Raw genomic sequence first — 19,465 nt, 5'->3', positions numbered from 1 at the left:
GAAGGGGCCGGACGGGGTGAAAAGGGCTTCTCCTGCGACCGCTCGTCGCGCCCTTGCCTGCCCCGCCCCCCTAGCCAGCGGTATGGTGTGGGCGCTAATATGAAGACCCAGCAAGTGAATTTCTACGCCGACGGCCGCCTGAGGCGGCTGCCGGTCCGAGCAGGCAAGTGCCCCATGGATTACGAAGCCCTCTTCGGCCAAGCGGTCGACAAACTGCATGCGGAAAAGCGCTATCGCGTCTTCACGGAAGTCGCGCGCAATTGCGGCAGCTTCCCGGTCGCCGACAATTTCAGCGGCATCGGTCCAGCCAAGATCACCATGTGGTGCTCGAACGACTACCTGGCGATGGGCCAGCATCCGGTCGTGATCGAAGCCATGCAGGAGGCGGCGGCGGAATACGGCGCCGGCGCCGGCGGCACCCGCAACATCTCGGGCAACAGCCACGCCATCGTCGAACTGGAGCGCGAACTCGCCGACCTGCATGGCAAGGAGGCCGCTTTGGCTTTCATGTCGGGCTATATCGCCAACCAGACTTCCCTTTCGACGCTCGCCAAGCTGCTGCCGAATTGCGTCATCCTCTCGGATGCCGACAACCACAACTCGATGATCGAGGGCATCCGCCAATCGGGTGTCGAGCGGCATATCTTCCGGCACAATGACCTCGCCCATCTGGAAGAGCTGCTCAAGGCGCAGCCGCTGGACCGGCCGAAGCTGATCGCTTTTGAGAGCGTCTATTCGATGGATGGCGATATCTCCCCCATCCATGCGATCTGCGATCTGGCCGACAAGTACAACGCCATGACCTATCTCGACGAGGTCCACGCGGTCGGCCTCTATGGCAATCGCGGCGGCGGGATCGCCGATCGCGACAATGCCATGCATCGCCTGCACGTCATCCAAGGCACGCTCGGCAAGGCTTTCGGCGTGGTCGGCGGCTATATCGCCGCCTCCAAGACCATCGTCGACGCGGTGCGCTCCTACGCGCCCGGCTTCATCTTCTCCACCGCCATGCCGCCGGCCGTCGCTGCGGCGGCAGCCGCGAGCGTGCGATATCTGAAGGTCAGCCAAGTCGAGCGCGCCCGTCACCAGGAGCGTGCCGCCACGCTGCGGCGCATGCTGCTCAATGCCGGCCTGCCGGTGCTGGTGAACCAGAGCCATATCGTTCCGGTCATGGTGGGCGACCCAGCACTGTGCAAGGCCGCTTCCGACCTGCTGCTGAGCGACCACGGCATCTATATCCAGCCGATCAATTATCCGACCGTGCCGCGCGGCACCGAGCGTCTGCGCATCACGCCGACCCCGGTGCATACTGACGCCATGATGCAGGCCCTGACGGCTGCCTTGCTGGATGTCTGGGAGCGACTGGGCCTGCGGCGTCAGGCGGCTTAAAGAGACCGAGACAGCCTACAACTTTCTTCGCGTATTCCGCCCGGCCTGGGCAGGGTCGCGCTGCTGGACGTATGAACCGCCCAGCGCCGCGCCATGCCTTCGCACACTGGTTAAATCAATCTTAAGTTACTATCTACATTAGTAGACGCGGCGAGAACAGGCACCGGTCATCCATGGCTCCCCATATCCAGACGCTGCCCGATTTCGGGTTCTCTCTCGAGCAGATAGAGCTCATCCGCCCGCGGCTGGATGTCCCCCAATTCGTCTATGTCAGCGGCCCCGCAGGCGGCGGCAAGACCCGCGCCGCGCTGTTGCTGGCCTGGACCTTTTTCCAGAATCGTGGCCGCCCCTTTCGCACCGATGGTCAGGATATGACGCTGGATCAGATCCGCCAGGCCGCCCGCGAGCATAATACCGGCATCCTGTTCCACGACATGGCAGCCAGCCAGGATTACTACAAAGCCGGCTTCTGCCTGGACTGCCGGATGGTAGCTTTAGGCATTGCCTTCGACGGTCCGGCCAAGGCGGTCCATGCCCACGTCTACCTGCTGTCTTATTTGCCGGGATTGTCGGTCCGCCATGATGTGGTGGTGATCGGCGTCGAGCGCGACGAAGACGACCCCGAAGGCGGCCGCCACAAGATCGACCTCTTCACGCACTAGCCTTCGCGACAGAGCAAACCAACACAAAGGACAGGGCAAACCAGCACAAAAAATGGGGCGCTAGATGCGCCCCATTAGAACCAGAATCAGAACGATGATCAGGATCAGTCCCAGGCCGCCGCTGGGGTAGTAGCCCCAGCCACGGCTATAGGGCCAACTCGGCAAGGCGCCGATCAGGATCAAAACGAGGATGATGAGCAGGATGGTGCCCAAGCCCAACTGATTGCCCTCCGCTGTTCAACTTACTGGCGGGTGCGGACAATCAGATCGTTGCGGACGGCGCGAACACCCTCGACTCCGCGTGCGATCTGCTCGGCCCGCGCTTTCTCGGTCGCCGAGTCAACGAAGCCGCTCAGCTGCACGACGTCGCGGAAGGTCTCGACGCTGATCTGGCGCGCCTTGGTGGTTTCATCCTGCACCAGGGCTGCCTTCACCTTCGTGGTGATCGTGGCCGAGTCGATATATTCACCGGTGGATTCCCGCGTTGAGGTCTGGGCACAACCAATCGCCGTGCCTCCCAACGCCATGACTACAACAAGACTGCGGAAAACGTTCAGCATGATCCTCTCCTCATGTCGTTACGTTACAAGCCAAACGGAAAGAAACGGCCGGTGCGTTGATCCGCACCGGCCGCTTAGCAGCCTGCATGGCGTCAGCGCCACCAGGGCTTACCAAGATTGATCTGATCGTCGTCAGTGAAGGCGCCGGTGGCGGCGCCGGCGGCACCGCCCAGAATCGCGCCGCCCACCGGATGGCCGACCGCAGCGCCGCCCAGGGCGCCTGCGCCCGCACCGATGGCGCCGCCAGAAAGGGCCCGATCCTGTGTGGTATTGCCGCAGGCGCCCAGCGTGAGGACCGCAGCCAGTGCGGCAGCGCCGGTCAGATATTTCATTGTGGTCTTTCTCATAATTGTGGTCTTTCTCATAGTCGCCTCCTTGCAGAACGGATGGCCAGAGTTTGACCTCCTTGATGCTTGTCCCAACACGCCACGGGACGTCCTGTTCCGCTCGGAAATCGGCGCTTTCTCGTATTTGCAGGATTTAGCCAAACCTGCGGAGCAATGATGGCGATAGCGAGTCGGTATCAACCGTCCGCCACGACTTCGCCATCATTTGATCTCGATCAAGGATGCTTTCCGTCCTCTGGGCATGATGCCAACTGGTCGCGATTTCCCAGACCCGGCCTGTCACGCCGCCATGCGGCGTTCAACTTATGAAGCGGAGAGAGTAAGACACATGTCCAAGAACAAACTCCTGGCTGCGGCAGCCGCGACGGCGATGCTGCTGGGCTTTGGCGCCGATGCCCTGGCTCAACAGGGCAAGTCCGCCGGCGACATCATGGTTCGCGGCCGTATGATCGGCGTCATTCCTCAAGAAGATTCCAGCATCAGCACGATTGGCGGCGAAGCCAAGATCGATAACGCCTGGGTGCCGGAAGTCGATTTCTCGTACTTCATCACCGACAACATCGCGCTTGAGCTGATTGCGGCGACCACCAAGCACAACGTCGATGCCAAAGGCACCGCGGCCGGCAACCTCGACCTCGGCAGCGTTTGGCTGCTGCCGCCGACCCTGACGGCGCAGTATCACTTCATGCCGAAGTCGGCCTTCAGCCCCTATGTGGGCGCTGGCGTGACCTATGCGATGTTCTACAACGCCAAGGACGGCGCTGCTGACAGCATCCATTACGACAACGCCTGGGGCTTCGCCCTGCAGGCGGGCGTCGACTACAACATCGGCGGCAACTGGTACCTCAACGCCGACGTGAAGAAGATCTTCATCAACACCGACGTGAAGGTCGGCGCGCTCGGCACCTCGGTAAAGGCGGATGTGGACATCGACCCGTGGGTGGTCGGTGTCGGCGTCGGCTACAAGTTCTAATTTTGCCGATCGAGTATCCGGATCGCCTCCCACCCCGCGATCCGGATACTCTAACGCCCCCGCCCGGCACAGGCGGGGGCGTTTTCTTTTGTGCCGCGTCTTCTTTTAGACGAAGAAGTCCGGCACCAGATCCTTCTCAGCCACGCCTTCATGGCGGTACTTGGACAGATCCGTCACGCCGGCCGAGGCAAGAACCTCGTCATCGATGAAGAAATTGCCCGTGCACTCGCGGCTTGGCTTGGTCAGGATGATGTAAGCCGCATCCGCCATGATCTCCGGCTTGCGGCAGCGGCGGCGGAAATCCGGCCCGGTGATGACATTCATCGCATCGGTATCGATGGCCGTGCGCGGCCAGAGCGCGTTCACTGCAACGCCCTTGTCGCGAAACTCGCCAGCCATGCCCAGCACGCACATGCTCATGCCGAATTTCGCCATCGTATAGGCGACATGCGGCGCAAACCAGCGCTCCTCCATGTTCAGCGGTGGCGAAAGGTTGAGGATATGCGGATTTTCCCCCTTCAGCAGATGCGGCAGGCATTTCTGGCTGCACAGATAAGTGCCGCGCGTATTGATCTGATGCATCAGGTCATACCGCTTCATCGGCGTTTCCAAGGTGCCGGTAAGGCTGATCGCTGACGCATTGTTGACCAGGATGTCGATGCCGCCGAAGGTGTCCACCGTCTTCTGAACGGCCGCTTCCACCATCGCCTCGTCACGCACATCGACCACCAGCGGCAGCGCCTTGCCGCCCGCCTTCTCGATGGCCTCCGCCGCCGAGTAGATCGTACCGGCCAGCTTCGGATGCGGCTCGGTGGTCTTCGCCGCAATGGCGATATTGGCACCATCGGCGGCCGCGCGTTTGGCAATCGCCAGACCGATTCCGCGGCTGGCACCGGTGATGAAAAGCGTCTTGCCCTTCAGGCTTGTCATTTTATTCCTCCCTTGGATGGCCTATTGCGCGGCCATCGCCACATCGTTGCGGCTATACTCGTAGACACCGTCGCCGTTCAACCGCCGCGTCACCAGCCCTTCATGCATCAGGTGATGCAAATGCGCCACTGCTTCGCCAGCCGCCAGCGTCATATGATCGGCAATGTCGCGCTTGAACAAAAGTGGCAAGGTCGCGGTCGCCGTGTGTGGTGTGTGCAGCGCGCCCAGCAGCGCATCCAGCCGCACCTGGTGGTGCCGCCTCAACATGGCGATGCGGGTATGCAGCCCGATGAAGGGATCGCCATGGGAAGGCAGTACCAGCGTTTCCGCCGGCAAATGGCCGAACTTGTCCAATGAGCTGAGATAGAGCGTCAGTGGCGCCGCTTCCGGCTCGCCCGGATAGACGCCAATATGCGGCGAAATGCGCGGCAGCACCTGATCGCCGGAAATCAGCACCTGAAGACCGGACGAATAAAGACAGGCATGCTCGGGCGAATGACCGCGGCCGACGATCACCTGCCAGTCATGGGTGCCGATGCGGATGCAGTCGCCCTCCGTGATGCGGCGGAAACTGCGCGGGATCGGCGTCACCGCCTTGGAGAAATTGCCGAAGCCGCGGGCGCGGATCGCGTCCAGCTGTTCAGGCGTGAAGCCAAGCCGGCGATAGAATTCGATCACATCGGCGGGCACCTCGGGGATCGCTTCCAGCTCCAGCATGCGGCCGAAGCTCCATTCGCCAAGCGTCATCCACAGCGGCGCCTTCCAGCGCTCCTGCAGCCAGCCAGCCAGCCCCAGATGATCGGGATGGAAATGTGTGCAGAGGATGCGGGTGATCGGCTTGCCGTTCAGATGGCGCGCGAAAACCTCTTCCCAGACCGTCTGCAGCTTGGAGGATTTGAAGCCGGTATCGATCAGCGTCCAGCCATCGCCATCCTCGATCAGATAGAGATTGATGTAATCGAGGCCCGGAATCGGCACCGGCATGCGCAGCCACAACACGCCTGGCAGCATTTCCATCGTCTCGCCGTCGCCGGGCCGGCCGCCCTGGCCGCGATCGGCGAAGGGATAAAGCAGGCTTGCACCATTATCGGCGGTCGGCGTGCCGTCGATGCCGGGCGCAGCCATGGTATTCTCAGAAGCTTCGGACACTTTGTTTGACCTGATTGGCTGGGGAAGCAGTGAAAGTCTAGTGTGACGTTCACGTAAGGGTCAAATGCCGTAGGTCCGGCGGCTTTGTCACCTGCCGCCGGGGAAAATAAAAGTTCCGTCGCCATGCCACGCTTTCAAGCGTGGCATGGCGAAGATACCGGTTTTCAGCGAAATTAGGCCCGCAGCAATTCCGGCGTCACTTCCGCCAGACCGGCGCTGCCCTCGGTGGCGGCGCGGCACAGGCCGTCGACGCCGGTCAGCACCTGCTCGGCGAAGATGCGTGCGGAGACGATCTTCGCGGCGAAATACGGGTCCGTCGCGCCTCCGGCGATCTCGGCCTTCGCCGCCAGAGCCTGGCGCGCCAGCAGCCAGCCGCCGACCACGGAAGCAAAGGCGCGCAGGTAAGGCGTGGCGCCCGACAACGCGGCATTGACATTGCCGCCGAGCTGCTGGCCCATCCAGGATGAGGCCTTCGTCAGCGACTTCAGCGCCCCATCCAGATTGCCATGGATAGCAGCAAAACCTTCGCCGGCCTTGGCCAGCTCGGCCACGGTAGCACCGATCTGGCCGAACAGCGCCTTCACCGTTTCGCCGCCATTGAGCGGCAATTTGCGGGTAACGAGATCGATCGCCTGGATACCGTTGGTGCCCTCATAGATCGGCAGGATACGTGCATCGCGGTAATACTGCGCCGCGCCGGTTTCCTCAATGAAGCCCATGCCGCCATGAATCTGCACGCCCAGCGACGCGACCTCGCAGCCGATATCGGTCGCCCAGGCCTTGCTCAGCGGCGTGAGCAGCTCGACCAGCGACTTCCATTCCTTGCGCTTGGCCTCGTCCGGCAGGCGATGCGCGCGGTCGATGGCCGCTGCATTCAGATAGATGAGGCCGCGCGCCGCCTCGGTCAGGCTGCGCATCAGGATCAACATGCGGCGCACATCGGCATGCTCGATGATCGAGACATGCTGATCGGCGCTCTGGCCGGGATGACGGCCCTGCTTGCGCTGCTCGGCATAAGCCAGCGCCTGCTGATAGGCGCGTTCGGCAATCGCCAGGCCCTGGCAGCCGACGCTGAGGCGCGCATTGTTCATCATGGTGAACATGCAGCGCATGCCCTGGTTCTCCGCGCCCAGCAGCCAGCCGATGCATTCGCCGTTGTCGCCATAGGACATCACCGCCGTCGGGCTGGCATGGATGCCGAGCTTATGCTCCAGCGACACGCAGCGCAGATCGTTGCGCTTGCCCGGCTTGCCATCGGCATCGGGGATGAATTTCGGCACGATGAACAGTGAAATGCCCTTGGTGCCGGCCGGCGCGTCCGGCAGGCGGGCCAGCACGAGATGGACGATATTCTCCGTCATGTCGTGCTCGCCATAGGTGATGAAGATCTTGCTGCCGGTGATCTTGTAGGTGCCGTCGCCCACCGGCACGGCCTTGGACTTCAGCGCACCGACATCCGAACCCGCATGCGGCTCTGTCAGGTTCATCGTCGCAGTCCATTCGCCGCTGACCAGCTTCGGCAGATACAGCTTCTTCTGCTCCTCCGTGCCATGGGCCTCAATGGCATCGATGGCGCCCTGGGTCAGCAGCGGGCAGAGCGAGAAAGCGAGATTGGCCGACTGCACCATCTCCTGCGCCGCCATGGTGACGGCCCAGGGCAGGTTGCCGCCGCCGTATTCCTCGGCGAAGGGCATGCCGTTCCAGCCGGCTTCGCAGAACTGCTTGTAGGCATCCTTGAAGCCAGGCGCCGTGCGCACCACGCCATTGTCCAGCTTGGCGCCCTGCTGGTCGCCGCCGCGATTGAGCGGCGCCAGCACGCCACCGGCGAACTTCGCCGCCTCTTCCAGCACGGCCGCCACGGTATCCCCATCGGCATGATCCAGGCCCGGCAGCTCGCTCAGCTCGGCCAGCCCGGCAATCTGCTCGAGCGTGAAACGCATATCCTTGACGGGGGCGGTGTAATCCATCTCGGTCTCCCTGGACGCGGTAAGCACTGCAATGGCGTTTGGCATAATATGGCCCGGCATGCCTAGCAAGGCCAAGCGGCGCGGGTTATGACTTCCCGCCATGGTTGACGTAACGATTTCAGAGGCCGCGAAGCTGCTCCTGGCCGGCGAGGTGGTGGCGATCCCGACCGAGACGGTCTATGGGCTGGCCGCCGATGCGACCAACGCGGCGGCAGTGGCAAAGATCTTCCGCGCCAAGGGCCGGCCCAGCTTCAATCCGCTGATCAGCCATATCGCCGATATTGGCCAATTAAACGATCTCGTGCTCACGGACGAACGGGCCCACAAGCTGGCCAAAGCCTTCTGGCCCGGCGCGCTGACCCTTGTCCTGCCCCGCAAGCCGGGCTGCCCGGTAGCCGAGGCCGTTTCCGCCGGCCTGCCCTCGCTGGCCTTGCGCATGCCAGCGCATCCAGTCGCGCGCGAGCTGCTGCGCCTTGTCGGCCGCCCCGTGGCGGCGCCGTCCGCTAACCGCTCGGGCCATGTCTCGCCCACCACGGCGCAGCATGTGCGCCACAGCCTCGGGCCGGAGATCGCCATCCTCGATGGCGGTCCCTGCCCCGTGGGCCTGGAATCCACCGTCATAGGCCTGACCGGGGCGCAGCCTCTGCTGCTCCGCCCGGGCGGCCTGGCCGCCGAAGAGATCGAGGCCGTGCTGGGCGAGCCCCTGGGCCTGCCGCAGAATGCCAAGCTGGAATCGCCCGGCATGCTGCTGAAGCATTATGCCCCCCGCCTGCCGGTGCGGCTCAACGCGACAGCGGCCCAGGGCAAAGAAGGGCTGCTCAGCTTCGGCCCGGCGCTGCCTGGTTTTGCCGCTGTCTATCCGTTAAGCGAGACCGGCGATCTGGCCGAAGCCGCCGCGCGGCTTTATGCCGGGCTTCATGCGCTGGATCAGACCCCGAACCTTGAAGGCATTGCCGTGATGCCGATCCCTTCGCAGGGCCTTGGCGCGGCGATAAACGATCGCCTTACCCGCGCCGCCTGTGGACGTTGAGGCGGAAAACATTAAGCTGGTGTCACTATGAACGCACTTGCACCCGATCTGCTGGACCGTTTCCGCAACATCGTTGGCCCAAAGGGCTGGAGCTCCGATCCGGACGCCCTTGCGCTGCATACGCGCGAGATGCGCGACCTCTATACCAGCCGTACGCCGCTGGTGCTCAAGCCTGCCAGTACCGAAGAGGTGGCTGCCATCGTCAAGCTGGCGCGTGCCACCAAGACCAAGCTGGTGCCGCAGGGCGGCAATACCGGCCTTGTGGGCGGCGGCATTCCCTTCGATAGCGGCGACGAGATCGTCGTCTCGCTGCAGCGCATGAACCGCATTCGCGCCATCGATCCGCTGAACGACACGATCACGGTGGAGGCCGGCTGCATTCTGCAGAATATCCAGCAGGCCGCCCGTGAAGCGGGCAAGCTCTTCCCGCTGTCCATTGGCTCGGAAGGCAGCTGCACTATCGGCGGCAATCTCTCCACCAATGCTGGCGGCAACGCCGTGCTGCGCTATGGCAATACCCGCGATCTCACCCTTGGCCTGGAGGTGGTGCTGCCCGACGGCCAGATCTGGGACGGTCTGCGTGGCCTGCGCAAGGACAATACCGGTTACGATCTGAAGCATCTGTTCATCGGCGGCGAAGGCACGCTGGGGATCATCACTGCGGCCGTGCTGAAGCTCTATCCGGCACCGGCGGCGGTGGCGACCGCGTTTAGCGCCGTGCCGAACCCCAGAGCCGCCATTGAATTGCTGTCAATGGCCAAGACCGCTTCCGGCGGACAGGTCACCGGCTTCGAATTGCTGCCGCGCATCGGTCTGGACTACGTGCTGCGTCACACGCCGGCGACATCCGATCCGCTGGCCGAACGGTATCCGTGGTATGTGCTGATGGAATTCTCGTCCGGCCGTGACGATGGCAGCATCGGCACGACGCTGGAAACCGTGCTTGCCGACGGCTTCGAAAAGGGCCTGGTGCTGGATGCCGCCATCGCGCAATCGGAGGCCCAGCGCACGGCGTTCTGGAAGATCCGCGAAGCCATGTCCAGCGCACAGAAGCCGGAAGGCGGTTCGATCAAGACCGATATTTCGGTGCCTGTCTCTCTGATGCCGGATTTCATCGAGCAGGCCTCGAAAGCGGTGGAAGACCTGATCCCTGGCGTGCGCATCGTCGCTTTCGGCCATATCGGCGACGGCAACGTGCATTTCAATCCGTCTCAGCCAGTGGGCTGGGAACCGGCGAAATTCATGGCCTACTGGGACCAGGTGCACCAGATCGTGCACGACATCGCGCACAAGATGAATGGCTCGATCTCAGCCGAGCATGGCGTCGGCCGCATGAAGATCGACGAAATCACCCAATACAAATCGCCAGTCGAGATCGAACTGATGCGCAAGATCAAGCGCGCCTTCGATCCTGACAACATCATGAATCCCGGCAAAGTCATCCGCCCGTAATTTAATGCGAAAGCCTTTATTCCGCGCCTATCTGGCAATCGGCATCGACGGCTTCATTGCGCGGCCGAACGACGCCATATACTGACTGCACGATTACGATCCGGCGCAATTCGGATGCCGATTTCTTTGCCGGGATTAGCAGCGTTGTGATGGGCCGCACCACCTATGAGGTCGTCCGCGCCATGGGCGGTGACTGGCCCTATGCGGGCAAGCGCAGCTATATGGTGACGTTGCAGGCTCTGCCGGATCTGCCGCCGCAGACGGAAATCCGGCCGGCGGATTTCACGGCACTGGCCGCCGAGTTGCGGCAGCACCAGGACGGCGATGTCTGGCTTCTGGGTGGTGGCAGCTTTGGCTGGGTTTTCTCGATGTCGAGGCGCTCGACAGGTTCGAGCTCTACGTCATTCCGGTGCTGATCGGCGAAGGCTCCCGCTCCTGCCGCCGCAGCGTCGCAATATGACGCTGCGGCGGCAGGAGAGTGAAGCCCTGACCTAAGGCGTGGTGAAAAACTGATCTACCAGCCTTGATCGGGTTTCTGGCCTTGATCAGCTCGACCGCGGCTTGAGCTCGCGGGCGATTGCCTTCTGCGCCACCGCAACACCCACGATCAGCGCAGCGCCAATCAGATCGGTCGTCACGCCGGGCTTGATCAGGCAGAGCGCGGCGGCCACCAGAACCACACGCTCCCACATCAGAGCCGGGCGGATCAGATAGCCATACAAGCCGGCCGCCAGCGCAAGACAGCCGACCGTCGCCGAGGCCGCGGCATGCAGAATGTCGGGCCATTCCCCGATGGCCAGCAGCGCGGGGTCATAGACGAACATGAACGGCACGATGAAGCCCGCTGCACCGGTGCGCACGGCCGCCCATCCCGCCTCCCAGATATTCGCCTTCGCCAAGCTGGCAGCAGCGTAGACCGCCAGGGCCACCGGCGGCGTGATCGCCGACAGGATCGCAAAGTAGAAGGCAAACATATGCGCCGCCGGCTCGATGACGCCGAGCTTCATCAGCGCCGGCACCATCAGCGAAACCATGACGATGTAAGCCGGCGTCGTCGGCATGCCCATGCCGAGAATAATGCCAGCCACTGCCGTCAGCAGCAACGCCAGGATCAGGCTATCCTGCGCCAGGGTGACCACCACATTGGTGAAGGTGATGCCCAGGCCGGTCAGCGTGATCGAGCCGATCACGAGGCCCGCGCAGGCGCAGGCCATGGCAACCGACAGCGTGTTGCGGGCGCCGTCTTCCAGCGCCTCCCAGATCAGCTTCCATTTCAGCTCACCGCGCGAGGTGGCACGCAACAGCGCGACAGGGAAGCAGGCCAAGGTGCCGGCCAGCGCGCAAAGCGGCGCCGAATACCCCATGAACATGCCGGTCAGGATGATCGCCACCGGCACGAAGAGATGCCCGCGCTCGGACAGCACCCGCACAAGCAGTGGTACCTCGTTCGCCGGCAGGCCCTCGAGGCCCTGCCGTTTGGCTTCGAAATGCACTGCGCCAAAGCAGGCGATGTAATAAAGCAGCGACGGGATCAGCGCCCACAGCGCCACGGTGGCGTACGGCACCGCCAGGAACTCCGCCATCACGAAAGCGGCGGCACCCATGATCGGCGGCATGATCTGACCACCGGTCGAGGCCACCGATTCAACCGCAGCCGCAAAGGCCGGCCGGAAGCCGGTGCGCTTCATCAGCGGAATGGTGATCGGGCCGTCAACCATGACGTTGGCGACCGCACTGCCCGAGATCGTGCCGAACAGTGACGACGACACCACCGCCACCTTACCTGGGCCGCCCGCGGAACGGCCGGTCAGCGACAGTGCGAAATCCATGAACAGCTTGCCCGTGCCGGTCCGCTCCATGAAGCTGCCAAACAGCACAAAGATCATCACATAGGCCGCCGAGACGCCCAGCGTGGAGCCGAAAATGCCCTCGGTGGTCATGTAAAGCTGATCCAGCAGGGTCAGCGGATTGACCTGGGTGACGAACAGCGCATGCCCCATGAACAGAAGGGCGGTGATGGGCAGCGCCCAGCCGATCACCCGGCGCGTGCAGTCGAGTACCGCCCAGACGAGAATGATCGCCGCACCGATATCGAGCGGCTGCAGATCGTCGATATAGATGATGCGATTGACGAAATAGTCGTAATTGACGAACAGATGGCCCAGCGCGACGGCCGTGCCCGCGAACAGCAATGCATCATACCAAATGAAACGGCGCTTTCCGTCCTTCTGCGAAAATGGATGCAGCAGAAGAATCAGCGTCATCGCGAAAGCAAGATGAACCGCACGGAAAATCATCGCTTCCGGCGGGGCAATAGCAATAGCCCACATATGATACACGGCCATCACTACGCCGATCGGCGCCGCTATGCGCGCGACCAGGGTTTTACCATCCATCGTCCGCCCCTCCCGGATCGATTACGCTACTTTATTTGGAAAAAAAAGGACCGGTGCCGCCCGTCCTTAGCGGCACCGGCCGAGGCGCCTCATTAGAGAGCACCAACTTCCTTATAGTACTTGGCCGCGCCCGGATGCAGCGGCACGCCGATATCCTCGGCCATCTCCTTCGGGGTGAGCTTGGCCATCGCCTTGTTCACGGCCGCCAGGTCGGCGACCTGCGTCGCCATCGCCTTGGTGACGGCGTAGATCTTGTCTTCAGGCAGCTTGCACGACGTGATGAAGTGCGTCGAGTAGCCGATCACCGGCAGATCCTTATCCTGCTTCGGATAGGTGTTCGCCGGGACGATCACCTTGTTATAGCCGGCGTTGATCTTCTTCATCGCTGCCAGGCCTTCATCGGTGATCGGGATCAGCTTGATATCGCGACCGGTCGCCAGATCCATCACCGACGAGGCGGGGATGGTGGTGCCGAGCGTGAAGACCTGCGCATGGCCGTCCTTCAGCAGTGCCGCGGCGTCGTTATACGAGGCCATGAAGTTGACCTTGCTCATCGCCTCGTAAGACAGGCCGTGGGCTTTCAGGATGTGCTGCGAGATCACCTCGGCGGTGTTGCCGCGGGTCTGCACGGCGATCGCCTTGCCCTTGATATCCTCGATCTTGTTGATGCCGGCATCGGCCAGCACAACGACTTGGAAATACTGCGGATACAGGTTGGCGATCTGGCAGACATTCGTCGCCTTTTCAGTGAACGGCGGCTCGCCATTGATCGCGTCAACGGTCGAGATCGAGTTGCCGAAACCGAAATCGGCCTTGCCTTCCTGCACACCCTTGACGTTGGCAATGCCGGCGCCGGGCAGGGTCTGCACGGTCGCGCCAGGGATCGCCTTTTCAAACATTGCCTTGAGCGTGCCGCCCAGCGGCACCCACACACCGCCTTGCGGGCCGGTCATCAGTTTGTAGGTCTGAGCCGAAGCATCGCCGCCGAAGCTGGCGACCAGGATGCCTGCAGCCATAGCGGCAACCGCACCCACCACGCGTTTGTTGCGCTGAATCATCATCTTCCTCCCGATGTATACTTCAACCTGGAGTGTGCGGCAGCGCAGGATGGGACGTCAAGTCAGATTAATCCGTCTTCGAACAAATCCATTTGCGGCTCCGCCGGACGCTGCAACGCGGCATGCGGCATGACCGCGCCATCGACAAGGATGTGCTGCACATCTACATGGCATCCCAGTAAGGCCGGGGTAACCAGATGAGTGCGGTGGCATTGCCGGGGATCACGTTCGGCGCACATGATCGCCGTCGGCTGTTCGGCTGCCCAGGATATCAGCTCTGCGACGCCTGCCTGGAAAATCGGCAGGGCCGCGAGTTTTGCGTAATCGACATGCCCTACGGCATCATAGGCTTGCCTGTCGCGCGGGCGTCCGCCCAACGCTTCACCCATCCAGCGATAGGCAATGCCGCATTTGCCCAACAGCGCGGCAAGCGTCTGCCGATTGAAATGCGGCGTGAAGCGTGAGGCGGGCTGTGATCGGATATCGGCCAGTTGCCGTATCCCGTGCTGGTTCAGCAAAGCCAGAAAGCGTTCAGCAGGATGATTGGAGTGACCGATGGTAAAGATGACACCGGTCATGCCTGAGCCTCGGCCGCATCCTCCGCGGCATGCTGTGCTTGGCGCGAATCAATCTGGCCGGAATTGGCGCGCATGGCGTCGTCCACCAAACGGCGTAGAGCATGGGAGGCGCCGCCGGGCTGCGCCGCCAGCCAATCCCAATGCTGCGGCAGCAACGTCACCTCGCGGGCGACCACACCCAGTTTCGGCCGGCCGCGCCGGCGTGGCGAGGCCTCCTGGGTGCCGGAAAAATCGGTGCTGGATTGCGGCATGTCCGTCATAGATCCATAAAAATTACCCGGGTCAAATCCTGCGTCAATCAGCTTTTGTTGAATATGTGCAGGCCGCCAACTCCCGCCGGGACGGCGGATGAAACGCGTGTGAAGAATTATTTCCGAATTTTGCGAAGTCATTGAGCAGGATAGACGACTTTCAACCGTGGGGATATACACGGGCGCGGCCGGGAAATAGCCGGCGCTTAACCCCGGCATATCGCGCCGCGGGGCGGGGATTCTCAGTTATGACGCGTATTACCAAAATCGGGGTGTCCGTGCTGGCTTTGGCTGTCATTGCCGGAGGCGGCCTTTATGCAATGAAGGCGCGCCAGGCCGCCAAGGCCGTCGCCACTGCCGAAGAGGCCGCGCCGCAGCCCCAGGGCCGCTTCACTGGCCTTGAATTCTCCCTCGCCGATCTCGCGGAGGTGAAAGCTGCCGATCTTCGCCAAGCCGTCCGCCTCAGCGGCACCTTGCAGCCCTTTAATCAAAGCGTCGTACGCGCCGAGGTCGCCGCCGTGGTACAGGAGATCACCGTGCGCCGTGGCGAGCGCGTGAGGAAGGGACAATTGCTGGCCAGGCTCGATACCGCCGATCTGGCGGCCAGGCTGCGCGAAAAACAAAGCAACCTCGACAGCGCCCGCTCAGCACTTAACCTCGCTGAGATCAACCGCAACAAGGCAGTAACGCTGACCCAGCGCGGCGTGAAATCCCAAACTGCGCTGGATGAAGCCGAAAATGCCTGGCGCACCGCCCGCGCCAATGTCGCCGCGCTGGAACAGCAGGTGACGATGGCCAAGAAGGCGCTGAATGATGCCGCTATCTACGCGCCGATCGACGGCCTGGTGGCCGACCGCATGGTCAACCCCGGCGAACGCGTCGCCGTCGATGCGAAACTGTTTGCGATTGCCGATCTCGACGTGATGGAGGTCGAAGCGCTGGTTCCGGCACGCGACGTGCCGCAGTTGAAAGTCGGCCAGCCGGTTGCTCTGCGCGTCGAAGGCTTCGGCGACCGCATCTTCACCGGCCATATCGAGCGCATCAATCCGACCGCGCAAAGCGGCTCGCGCTCCATCCCTGTCTTCATCCTGCTGCCCAATCCCGAACACGTCCTGCGTGGTGGGATGTTTGGCAGCGGCGAGGCCGTGCTGGCCGAGGTCCAAAATGCCGCCGCCATTCCCGCCGATGCACTGCGCGATGAAGCGGGCGAGACTGTGGTCTATGTCTTTGCCGGCGACAGGCTGGAGCGCCGTAAGGTGACCATCGCGCTCACTGGCACCACCGATGGCCGCGTGGCCATCGCCGAGGGACTGAAGCCCGGCGAGATCGCGGTCGCCACGCCCGGCCTGCGCCTGAGCGACGGGTTGCCGGCCCGGATCGCTGGCCGCTGACCATCTTTACAAAAGGGAGACAGCCATGTGGCTGACCCGTATCAGCGTCAACAACCCGGTCTTCGCCACGATGATGATGGCGTCGCTTCTGGTCGTTGGCCTGTTCGCTTATTTCAAGCTCAGCATCGAGCAGTTCCCCGACGTCGAATTCCCCATCGTGGTGATCAGCACCAGCTATCCCGGCGCCACGCCGGAAAGCGTCGAAAGCGAGGTCACCCGCCCCATCGAAGATGCTGTTAACACGATCAGCGGCGTGCGCAGCCTCACCTCGCGCTCGCTGGAAGGCAGCTCGCTCGTCATCATCGAGTTCGAGCTGACTGTCGACCCGATCGAAGCCGTCCAGGATGTGCGCGAGAAAGTTGCCACCGTGACGCCGAAATTCCGCGATGAGGTGAAAGATCCGGAGATCAGCCGTTTCAGCCCTGACAGCCAGCCCATTGCGTCCATCGCGGTGCGCAGTGACCGCCGCGATCTGCGCACGCTGACCACGCTGGCCGACCAAGTGATCCTCAAGCGCCTGCAGACCGTGCGCGGCGTTGGCCGCGCCTATATCGTCGGCGGCCTCAAACGGCGCATCAACATCTTGCCGAACCCTGAGAAGATGCAGGCCTACGGGATCGACATGAACCAGCTCATCGAGACGCTGGAGACAGAAAACCAGCAGTTGCCGGTCGGCACCCTCACCCAGGCACGCTCCGAATATGTCGTGCAGATCGAAGGCCGCGTGGCCGATCCCGCGAAGCTGTCCGAACTGATCGTGGCGCGCCGCGGCGGCGCACCGGTCTATCTCGGCGATGTCGCCGAGGTCCAGGATGGCAGCGAGGAACAGGAAGCTATAGCGCTCTACAACGGCGAGCAGCTTCTGATCATCGAATTCATCAAGGTACAGGGCGCCAATACGCTGCAGGTGATCGAAGGTCTGAAGGAAGCCACCGCGGAGCTCGAGCGCGACCTGCCCTCCGACATCAAGCTGCAATTTCTGCGGGATGACAGCCGTTCGATCCTGATTTCGGTCAATGGTACCCAGCGGACGCTGATCGAAGGCGCGATCCTGACCATCCTGATTATCTATCTGTTCCTGAATTCCTGGCGCAGCACCATCATCACTGGTCTGACGCTGCCGATTGCTGTGATCGGCACGCTGGCCGCCGTCTGGGCCGCCGGCTTCACTCTGAACAAACTGACCCTGATGGCCCTGTCGCTGGCCATCGGCATCCTGATCGACGATGCCATTGTGGTGCGCGAGAACATCACCCGCCATGCCGCCATGGGCAAAGGCCATCGCCGCGCAGCCCTCGAGGGCACCAGCGAGATCGGCCTAGCGGTACTGGCCACGACCTTCACCATCGTCGCCGTCTTCCTGCCGGTCGCCTTCATGGAAGGCATCATCGGCCGCTTCTTCCTGCAATTCGGCATCACCGTCACTGTGGCGGTGCTGATCTCGCTGTTCGTCAGCTTCACGCTCGATCCGATGCTCTCCAGCGTCTGGCACGATCCGGACAGCTTACCGAATGCCAAGCGCGGCCCCATCGGCCGCGTCGTCGGCCTGGTCGACAAGGGCATGGAGCGGCTGGCGAAGATTTATCGCGCAGTGCTGCACTGGAGCCTGCGCTGGCGCTGGGCCGTGCTGGTGATTGCCTTCGTCAGCTTTGTAGGCAGCTTCGGCATCCTCGCTAGCGGCAAGATCGGCACCGAGTTCCTGCCCGATCCCGATCTTTCGGAAATCCTCGTCGAGGTCACCACGCCACCGGGCTCTTCGCTCGATTACACCAAGGCGAAAATGCAGCAGGTGCAGGCTGCCCTGAAGGAATTGCCTGAGGTGGAATATTCCGTTGCGGCGATCAATGCCGGCGGCTTCGCCCGCCGCAACGTCGGCACCGTCTATGTGCGTTTCGTGCCACTGGAGCAGCGCACCCGCACGCCAATGGAGATGGCGCAGCCGATCCGCGACAGGCTGTGGCAGATCGCCGGCATCGACAACATCAATATCGGCCTGCCCAATCTGGGCGGCGGCCTGAACAAGCCGATCATGATCAGCATTCAAGGACAGGACATCGCGGAGCTTGACCGCCTGTCGCGCGAGGCGATGGACATCATCCGCACCGTGCCTGGCGTGGTCGATCTGGAATCGAGCCTGAAAGCCAACAAGCCGACGGTGGCCATCGAGATCGACCGGCAGCTGGCTGCCGATCTTGGCGTCAGCCTTGCTTCCATCGCCGCGACCCTGCGGCCGCTGCTGGCCGGCGAGGAAGCCGGCACCTGGAAGGCGCCGGACAGCGAGGATTACGACGTCTTTGTCCGCCTGCCACAGGACGACCGCACCGGCATGCCCGATCTGGAGCGCATCTATGTGGCCTCGACGCAGGTCAATGCCGATGGCAATCCGAAGATGGTCGCACTGTCGCAGGTGGTGAAGATCGCGCCCAGCGCCGGCTCGACCCAGATCAACCGCCGCGACCTTGCCCGCGAAGTGCTTTTGACGGCCGCTACCTCGGGCCGCACGGTCGGCGAGGCCAGCCGCGAAATCCAGGCCAAGCTGGAGCAGATGAAAATGCCGCCCGGCTACCGCTTCTGGTTCGGCGGCGCCTCCAAGGACATGAAGGAATCTTTCGGCTATGCGATGGCGGCTTTGCTGCTGGCGGTGATCTTCATCTATCTGATCCTCGCCTCACAATTCGCCAGCTTCCTGCAGCCCTTCGCCATTATGGCCTCGCTGCCGCTGTCGCTGATCGGCGTGATCGTCGGCCTCTGGGCCTGGGGCTCGACGCTCAACATCTTCTCGATGATCGGCTTCATCATGCTGATGGGCCTGGTCACCAAGAACGCGATCCTGTTGATCGACTTCGTCAACCATGCGCGGCGCGATGGCTTGAGCCGTTTCGATGCGATCCTGGAAGCCGGCGAGATCCGTCTGCGGCCGATCATCATGACTACTCTGGCGATGATCTTCGGCATGATTCCGCTGGCACTTGCCCTGGGCGAAGGCGCCAAGCAGACCTCCGCCATGGCGCATGCGGTGATCGGTGGCCTGATCTCGTCTACGCTGCTCACTCTGATCGTCACGCCGGTGATCTTCACCTATCTCGACGATCTCGGCCATTTCGTGAAGCGCTTCCTGCCGAAGGCCCCGGAGGATGAGCCGGAACCGGAAGCGCCGATCAAGCAGGCGGCGGAGTAAGACACAGCAATCGTCACCCGTGGGCTTGACCCGCGCGTCTTTTGCCATCCTGCACGAGATGCCCAGGTCAAGCCCGGGGATGACGTCGCCCTTGAGCCCCTCACCCTTCCCCCACCGCTACGCGGCGGGCCCCTCCCGCTTGTGGGAGAGGGAG

At 62.7% G+C, this 19,465-nt stretch carries 17 protein-coding genes and 1 pseudogene; 8 read left to right on the top strand and 10 right to left on the bottom strand.

Annotated elements, in window-relative coordinates:
* Positions 1 to 174 precede the first annotated feature (174 nt).
* On the top strand, positions 175 to 1,389 hold the full coding sequence (gene hemA, locus Q0603_RS06825; RefSeq protein ID WP_298723915.1) for a 5-aminolevulinate synthase: 1,215 nt from the start codon (positions 175 to 177) through the stop codon (positions 1,387 to 1,389).
* Positions 1,390 to 1,562: 173 nt separating this feature from the next.
* Complete coding sequence (locus Q0603_RS06820; protein ID WP_298723913.1) at positions 1,563 to 2,051, top strand: hypothetical protein; 489 nt, start codon at positions 1,563 to 1,565, stop codon at positions 2,049 to 2,051.
* A gap of 60 nt (positions 2,052 to 2,111) precedes the next feature.
* Here Q0603_RS06820 and Q0603_RS06815 read toward each other — a convergent pair whose 3' ends face one another.
* From Q0603_RS06815 to Q0603_RS06805, 3 genes are all read right to left on the bottom strand, one after another.
* Positions 2,112 to 2,264, bottom strand: coding sequence for a DUF3309 family protein (locus Q0603_RS06815; RefSeq protein WP_298724213.1), 153 nt, complete (start codon positions 2,262 to 2,264; stop codon positions 2,112 to 2,114).
* 29 nt (positions 2,265 to 2,293) lie between these two features.
* The gene (locus Q0603_RS06810; protein WP_298723911.1) at positions 2,294 to 2,611 is read right to left on the bottom strand and encodes a BON domain-containing protein; all 318 of its coding nucleotides are present in this window, start codon (positions 2,609 to 2,611) and stop codon (positions 2,294 to 2,296) included.
* Positions 2,612 to 2,703: 92 nt separating this feature from the next.
* Positions 2,704 to 2,943, bottom strand: a complete 240-nt coding sequence (locus Q0603_RS06805; protein WP_298723909.1) for a hypothetical protein — start codon at positions 2,941 to 2,943, stop codon at positions 2,704 to 2,706.
* A gap of 343 nt (positions 2,944 to 3,286) precedes the next feature.
* On the opposite strand from Q0603_RS06805, the gene Q0603_RS06800 reads away from it, so the two are divergent.
* Positions 3,287 to 3,931, top strand: a complete 645-nt coding sequence (locus Q0603_RS06800; RefSeq protein WP_298723907.1) for an OmpW family outer membrane protein — start codon at positions 3,287 to 3,289, stop codon at positions 3,929 to 3,931.
* Positions 3,932 to 4,036: 105 nt separating this feature from the next.
* Here Q0603_RS06800 and Q0603_RS06795 read toward each other — a convergent pair whose 3' ends face one another.
* The 3 genes from Q0603_RS06795 to Q0603_RS06785 all read right to left on the bottom strand — a co-directional run bounded on the left by Q0603_RS06795 (position 4,037) and on the right by Q0603_RS06785 (position 7,977).
* Positions 4,037 to 4,861, bottom strand: a complete 825-nt coding sequence (locus Q0603_RS06795; RefSeq protein ID WP_298723906.1) for an NAD(P)-dependent oxidoreductase — start codon at positions 4,859 to 4,861, stop codon at positions 4,037 to 4,039.
* 21 nt (positions 4,862 to 4,882) lie between these two features.
* The gene (locus Q0603_RS06790; RefSeq protein ID WP_298723905.1) at positions 4,883 to 5,986 is read right to left on the bottom strand and encodes an MBL fold metallo-hydrolase; all 1,104 of its coding nucleotides are present in this window, start codon (positions 5,984 to 5,986) and stop codon (positions 4,883 to 4,885) included.
* 197 nt (positions 5,987 to 6,183) lie between these two features.
* On the bottom strand, positions 6,184 to 7,977 hold the full coding sequence (locus Q0603_RS06785) for an acyl-CoA dehydrogenase (protein ID WP_298723904.1): 1,794 nt from the start codon (positions 7,975 to 7,977) through the stop codon (positions 6,184 to 6,186).
* Between the two features lie 100 nt (positions 7,978 to 8,077).
* Here Q0603_RS06785 and Q0603_RS06780 point away from each other — a divergent pair, with 100 nt between their 5' ends.
* From Q0603_RS06780 to Q0603_RS06770, 3 genes are all read left to right on the top strand, one after another.
* Positions 8,078 to 9,007, top strand: coding sequence for an L-threonylcarbamoyladenylate synthase (locus tag Q0603_RS06780; protein WP_298723903.1), 930 nt, complete (start codon positions 8,078 to 8,080; stop codon positions 9,005 to 9,007).
* Between the two features lie 27 nt (positions 9,008 to 9,034).
* Entirely contained in the window at positions 9,035 to 10,459 is a 1,425-nt protein-coding gene (locus Q0603_RS06775) for an FAD-binding oxidoreductase (protein WP_298723902.1), read from the top strand.
* Between the two features lie 149 nt (positions 10,460 to 10,608).
* Positions 10,609 to 10,875 carry a hypothetical protein gene (locus tag Q0603_RS06770; protein ID WP_298723900.1) on the top strand — a complete coding sequence of 89 codons (267 nt, stop codon included), beginning with the start codon at positions 10,609 to 10,611 and terminating at the stop codon, positions 10,873 to 10,875.
* Between the two features lie 129 nt (positions 10,876 to 11,004).
* Here the strand turns inward: Q0603_RS06770 and Q0603_RS06765 are convergent, their stop codons facing one another.
* From Q0603_RS06765 to Q0603_RS06750, 4 genes and pseudogenes are all read right to left on the bottom strand, one after another.
* Positions 11,005 to 12,855, bottom strand: a complete 1,851-nt coding sequence (locus Q0603_RS06765; RefSeq protein ID WP_298723898.1) for a TRAP transporter permease — start codon at positions 12,853 to 12,855, stop codon at positions 11,005 to 11,007.
* A 92-nt stretch (positions 12,856 to 12,947) separates the two neighbouring features.
* A complete protein-coding gene (locus Q0603_RS06760) occupies positions 12,948 to 13,916 on the bottom strand; it encodes a TAXI family TRAP transporter solute-binding subunit (RefSeq protein WP_298723896.1) in 969 nt (322 codons plus the stop codon).
* A gap of 59 nt (positions 13,917 to 13,975) precedes the next feature.
* Positions 13,976 to 14,491, bottom strand: a complete 516-nt coding sequence (locus Q0603_RS06755) for a DUF488 domain-containing protein (protein ID WP_298723894.1) — start codon at positions 14,489 to 14,491, stop codon at positions 13,976 to 13,978.
* A gap of 23 nt (positions 14,492 to 14,514) precedes the next feature.
* A pseudogene (locus Q0603_RS06750) lies at positions 14,515 to 14,709 on the bottom strand (DUF2239 family protein); the annotation flags it as partial.
* Positions 14,710 to 14,990: 281 nt separating this feature from the next.
* Here Q0603_RS06750 and Q0603_RS06745 point away from each other — a divergent pair.
* Entirely contained in the window at positions 14,991 to 16,133 is a 1,143-nt protein-coding gene (locus Q0603_RS06745; RefSeq protein WP_298723892.1) for an efflux RND transporter periplasmic adaptor subunit, read from the top strand.
* 25 nt (positions 16,134 to 16,158) lie between these two features.
* A complete protein-coding gene (locus tag Q0603_RS06740) occupies positions 16,159 to 19,311 on the top strand; it encodes an efflux RND transporter permease subunit (protein ID WP_298723891.1) in 3,153 nt (1,050 codons plus the stop codon).
* Positions 19,312 to 19,465: the final 154 nt, after the last annotated feature.

The sequence above is a fragment of the uncultured Ferrovibrio sp. genome, from assembly GCF_937960835.1.
GTDB lineage: Bacteria > Pseudomonadota > Alphaproteobacteria > Ferrovibrionales > Ferrovibrionaceae > Ferrovibrio.
Note: the sequence above shows the minus strand (reverse complement) of the source record. Positions and strands in the feature narration are given on the sequence as shown.